Origin of the sequence: Bradyrhizobium sp. th-b2 (assembly GCF_000426785.1) — a bacterium.
GTDB classification, from domain to species: Bacteria; Pseudomonadota; Alphaproteobacteria; order Rhizobiales; family Xanthobacteraceae; genus Bradyrhizobium; species Bradyrhizobium septentrionale.
In genome coordinates, this window is sequence record NZ_AUGA01000169.1 from 1 (window position 1) to 5,156 (window position 5,156).

4 protein-coding genes and 4 pseudogenes are annotated in these 5,156 nt (G+C 58.7%); 5 read left to right on the forward strand and 3 right to left on the reverse strand.

Features of this window, described 5'->3' with window-relative positions; all coding sequences use genetic code 11:
* Together K359_RS62740 and K359_RS62745 are read right to left on the reverse strand one after the other, a co-directional pair.
* Nucleotides 1–347: transposase (locus tag K359_RS62740; RefSeq protein WP_035978455.1), on the reverse strand; the 347-nt coding region annotated here is incomplete at its 3' end.
* A gap of 2,276 nt (nucleotides 348–2,623) precedes the next feature.
* Nucleotides 2,624–2,773, reverse strand: a complete 150-nt coding sequence (locus K359_RS62745) for a hypothetical protein (RefSeq protein WP_156929111.1) — start codon at nucleotides 2,771–2,773, stop codon at nucleotides 2,624–2,626.
* Between the two features lie 8 nt (nucleotides 2,774–2,781).
* Between K359_RS62745 and K359_RS65525 the strand changes: the two are divergent.
* A pseudogene (locus K359_RS65525) lies at nucleotides 2,782–3,141 on the forward strand (IS110 family transposase); the annotation flags it as partial.
* Nucleotides 3,142–3,159: 18 nt separating this feature from the next.
* On the opposite strand, the pseudogene K359_RS60605 reads toward K359_RS65525, so the two are convergent.
* Nucleotides 3,160–3,542 (reverse strand): annotated as a pseudogene (locus tag K359_RS60605) (IS3 family transposase); the annotation flags it as partial.
* A 73-nt stretch (nucleotides 3,543–3,615) separates the two neighbouring features.
* Here K359_RS60605 and K359_RS65530 point away from each other — a divergent pair.
* The 4 genes and pseudogenes from K359_RS65530 to K359_RS0146830 form a co-directional block, all read left to right on the forward strand.
* Complete coding sequence (locus K359_RS65530; protein ID WP_245284950.1) at nucleotides 3,616–4,077, forward strand: IS110 family transposase; 462 nt, start codon at nucleotides 3,616–3,618, stop codon at nucleotides 4,075–4,077.
* A pseudogene (locus tag K359_RS65535) lies at nucleotides 4,062–4,223 on the forward strand (IS3 family transposase); the annotation flags it as partial. The gene K359_RS65530 and the pseudogene K359_RS65535, both read left to right, overlap by 16 nt.
* Before the next feature lie 7 nt (nucleotides 4,224–4,230).
* Nucleotides 4,231–4,734 (forward strand): IS110 family transposase, encoded by a 504-nt coding sequence (locus K359_RS65540; protein WP_245284951.1) that lies wholly within the window; start codon nucleotides 4,231–4,233, stop codon nucleotides 4,732–4,734.
* A 238-nt stretch (nucleotides 4,735–4,972) separates the two neighbouring features.
* Nucleotides 4,973–5,156, forward strand: a pseudogene (locus tag K359_RS0146830) (IS5/IS1182 family transposase); the annotation flags it as partial.

Here is a 5,156-nt window from a genome sequence, read left to right on the forward strand (position 1 = left end):
CGCTCAAGTTCCGAGAGCTGCACCCCAGGATCATTGGGTCGCAGGTCCTGCACAGCAGCACTGTCCTGCCTCGACATAGCCCGATCCGGGGTGCCTTCGATCTGAACCGGAATAAACGCCGGCGTCGAAGGCGGCGCGATCGCCACCGTTTCCTTCTTTGCGAACCGGTGCTGGCGTATCCACTTCCACACAAGGTTCGCATTGACCCCATGTTCGAGCGCCAGCTTGGCAACCGAAGCGCCCAGCTCAAGGCAGGCGGCGATAAGATGCTCCTTAGCTACCGGATCAAATGTTCGTCGTCCGCTCGGGTGCACAACCGTCACCCGCAGCTTCTGTCCTTCTTCCATCACGTAGTGTCCACCTCACATTTGGTGGACACCTCATGCATCAGCTCTCTCAACATAAAAAGGTGCGTAGAAGGCCGCGCTTACTGATATCCTCTTCAGTAGTCTGATCGATGATCACCCCTCGGCGACAAAGGGAGGATCGATGGCGGACGCTGAAACGCCGATCATAGATGCGTGAAACTTATCCGCGATGCTTTCGGCCACGCGAATCTGTCCCTAATCCTGCTGCTGTGGGTCCGGGTGAATGGGCATCCTCTACACGCCGGGGGCACGCTTGCCGCAACGGCAACACCCGGGCGGCATACGCAGCTGGCACTTCTCTGACCAAGAGCGGAGCTTCTTTGCGCTACATCAAAAACACGGTTGCTGTATCGCGCTAGACAAGCGGTGTAGCCGAACAACCTGCCTGTCTAAAGCTGTTTAGGCTATGGGCTCGGACCAACAGGTACTCCGAGCCCGCTACGTCCGAGCAGGAGGCGCGCATGTCAGGAACCTATTACGCGGATGATCTCGGTTCAGCCGTACACTACGCGCTGGAAACGACCCATGCCATAGCGGTTTGCCTTTCCACTTGGACCAGACGATCCGTATTGGCGACGACGCGGCTGAACGCCATGCTTTCGCGCGCGCCAGAAAGCTCGTCAGGCGCGATGGCACGACGTGGCAGGGAGACGCCCTTCGGAAAGAATTTGGATGCCAACTCGGCAAGGCCGCCGACCGGTACTGTCCTCGCTGCGTCCTTAAGGACGATCCGGGGCAAGGCCACGGGCTTTTCGGCTCCAATCCTCCCGGTCCTGCTTCCGGCTATGGATATGAGTACGCTATGCCGGGGCCTCACGACGAACCACAACTTGCCTGCGAGGGCTGCCGTGATCTCGTTACGCTTGAGAAGGCGAAGCTGCGGGAACAGCCAGCCGCAATCGTAAACTCTTGATCTAAGGCAAATGCCGACTTGACTGCACAAGCGAAGGCTTTCGATCCCGGATGTCGCCGATCTTTAAGTACGCGGCAATTACCGCGCGGCTCATCTCTCACGAGCAATCTTGATACAGATCATTTCCGAAACTACCAGGAATGGCACGCTGCACAATGCGAAACGAAGGAGGTTCCACATGACATCGATCTCAAAACCACAGTGTCCTCGGTGTGGTTCTGGGTTAGTCCATCTCGAATGGTATGAACGCGCCAACGCGCAGGAAGTCCAGGATCTTTGGCACTGCTGGAACTGCAAAAACCAATTCGTCACCGTCGCCACTTCTAACGAGAAGGAGCCGTCAGTCAGTGAGGTCACCGAATCATTCTTTACGAGCCTGCTAGTCTGATCAATGAAGAGCAGGTCCCATCTTATTAGGAACTCGTTCGATGCGATGTGGCCGATCCGTCGCGACATCGCCGACCTGGTACAGTCGGTTCGCCGGGCCGCACGCGACAAGCAAGCCGCCTTCTAAGGATTGCGGTGCGCGCCGGGCGTGGCCCTCGAGCGGTTCCTGCGATTGCGGACGGGCAAGCCGCTCAAACCTGGATTCAGGTTTCGCGGAAAACGCGGAAGAAGCTGTCGAACACCGGCTTCAAATGGCACTTTGGTCGCAAAGGCGTCGCTTCTAAGTGCAGCAGCGATCGACGCGCATTTTGGATCCGACGCATGATCATCGGGACACCAAGCTTCGGCAGATGATCAGAATGTCCTCCTCTTCGGCATAAAACTTGACGGTCTCGCCATCGTGAGTTTCTTCGAAAGGATGCCGGACCAGCGCCTTGTTCTTGTGGTGCGCGGCGAAAGTAGAGATGGCGTGGAGCAATTGGAGATTTTCGGTATCCTTCGGATTGGCGATGCTGCGTCCGGCTGGAAGCGTGCGAGTGCCAATCCCCGCGCGAAGGTGCGGCAGGCCTGCGGATGATGCTCGAGATGCTGTTCGACGAGGTCAGCGCCGCTATCGCGCACATTCAGAAGCTGACCGAGTTCAACGGAGCGCCGACTTCGGCTCGGGCATGAGGGCGGGTGGCATAGGTCGAAGATTGAGTCCATGACGGTCTAAAGTAGGTGTATCCCTACTGGTCGCCAGCGGTCTTTCGGTAAGCTGTTTCGCCACACGTCGATCAGCCGGGCAGCGATACTCGCCTTTCTTCCCGGGCTGTGATGATAATTCGAGGCGACGAAAACCGGCGCCGCAGCAGGAACATATTACGTCGCTCTTTCTCATCTCTGAGCCTCACACTGCGCGCCGTCATGAATATATAGCAAGGCTTAGTTGCAGCCGAGTTCGATATGTCAGAAATTATGATCCGCTGTCCGGTGACGAGTCAGGCCGTGCTGACTGGCCTGAGAGTTGCCCTCGCTCAAGCACGGCCTTGGTCTCGAACCAGGCGACGATTGATTCGACCAGCGCGATGCCGATTGCCGCCATTATCCGAATCAGCTCGATCATGATCGGACAGGATCACCAAGCAGGGCCGCGGCCAAGCTCGCGGAATGCTCGTCGAAGCAGCATGGGCTGTAGCCCGTTCGCCGGGACCGCTGCGTGCATTCTTCCAGGGCGTGGCTTCACGACGCGGCAAGCACATCGCGGCAGTCGCGACGGCGCGGAAGCTGACGATGATCATCTGGCATATGCTGACTAAGAGCACTGACTACATCTGGACCAGGCCGGCCCTGCTGGCGCGCAAGTTCCGGAGCATCGAACTGCGCGCTGGATTACCCACCAGCCATGCCAAGCGTGGATCGGCCTATGATTACAACATCCCCGCGAAGAGAGCTGAGGAACGAGCACGCGTGGAATCCGCCGAGAAGGAGTACTTGTGTCCGGTCGCCAGGATCGTGGACGAAATCCATCGCCCAGGTCTCGTTCGATCGTGTCGCCGGCCTGCGATCATCGCGCAGCTTGGCCTTGACCCGGCGCTTGGGCGTTCTGTTGCGCAATTGCAGGCCCAATTCGCGATAGATGCGCCGCGTCTTGTTCTGGCCATGGCGCCAGCCTTCACGACGCAGCAGGACGTGAACACGGCGGTAGCCGTAGCGGATGCGAATATGGCAGATCTCCTTGATCTTCTGTTCGAGGTCAGCCTGGCCGGAGCGACGGGACTTGTAGTGATGGATCGAGCGGTCAAATTCGAGAGCGTCACAGGCCCTGCGGATCGAGACCTGCCATTCGCTGCGGACCTCGTCGACAGCTTGCGCTTCCGGCCAGGCTTCATAGCTAATGCGATGGTCTGCCCCGCCGAACCCGCGCATACTGCGCGGCGAGTTTTCGACCGAGAAAGGACCAGAAAAATGTTGCGCAACAAGCCTCAGCCTGCCGCTGTCTTCGGCATCGATATCGGAAAGAATGTTTTCCATGTCGTAGCAACAGACGCACGCGGTAGAGTCATTCAAAAAGTAAAGCTCCGCCGCGACACACTTTTGCAGTTCTTCGACGCCGCGCAGCGTACGGCCGTCGCGATGGAGGCTTGCCCAGGCTCCCAATGGCTGGCGCGCAAGTTACAAGAGCTTGGGCACGTGGTCCGAGTGATACCTGCGCAGTTCGTGAAGCCCTACGTGAAGTCCAACAAGAACGATATCATCGATGCGGAAGCGATCGCCGAGGCCGCCACCCGACCCGCGATGCGCTTTGTTGAGATCAAATCGGAAGCCCAGGTCGACATCCAGGCGCTGCACCGCATCCGAGATCAGAAGGTTGGCCTGCGAACTCAGCTCGTCTGCCAAATGCGGGCATTTTGCCTCGATCGTCGCTGAGATACCTGACCCCCGCGGCCTATGCCGCCCACCTCACCGCAACGGACGATCGGCTGCGCAACCCCGACCAGCTCCGCCGATCGTCCGTTGCTCCACCCGCGCCACTTGGCGTACAAAGCCCCGAGACTCTAACTGCTGCCGGATGAAAATTCAGTGGCAGGTCACATCGAACACCGCATCGCCGAGATCACTCGTGAAATCGAGGCTTTGGCGGCGAGTGACGAACGAACGCGCCGGCTCATGACTGTTCCCGGGATAGGCCCACTGGTGGCGACGGCATTCGTCGCGAGCGCCGGCAATGCTAGTCAGTTCCGAAGGGCCAAGGACCTCGCCGCGTGGCTTGGGTTGGTCCCTCGCGAACACTCAACGGGTGGTAAGACGACCCTCCTCGGGATCAGCAAAAGAGGCAATCACTACCTCAGACGGCTGCTGATTTACGGCGCAAGGTCATGCGTCATGCATCTGAACCGTACTTCCAATCGCCTGGGTTCGTGGCTGACCGGCCTCGAAAAGCGCATGCATACCAACAAGGTCACCGTGGCCCTGGCTGCAAAGATTGCGCGGGTGGCCTGGGTCATCCTTTACGCGGCCCGGCTCGACCTACGAGCGGCGCATTCCCGCAAGCCCGGGCAGCAGACTGCGAGGTTCGAGTCCTGATGACGAGACAGTTGATCGGCGCCGCGTAAGCCCTTCGCCGAAAACATGCCCGATTAACTAAACTATCTGGTCGCCCGTTAAGAAGCTTCCAGGCGACTGATCTGGAATCGTAATTTGGCTGGAATGACGTTCTGAGATTGCAAGGTTTTGGTGTTTTGTGCATCGGAAGCTTGCAATTTCGTTTTCGAGATTCCCTCGACGGGCGAAGCATGATTCCCTGTCCGCATCGGAGGGCACGATGCGGCCGAAGAAGCACAAAACGACGGGAGCGAACGATTTTTTCCGGGCGCGGCTCGACCAGATCATCAATCTGAAGCACGAGCTGGTCCGGCTCACCGGCAAGATCGATTGGGACTGGATCGACGGCGAGATCGCGCCGCTCTACAGCGAGAACGGCCGGCCGGGGATTGAGACCCGCTTCG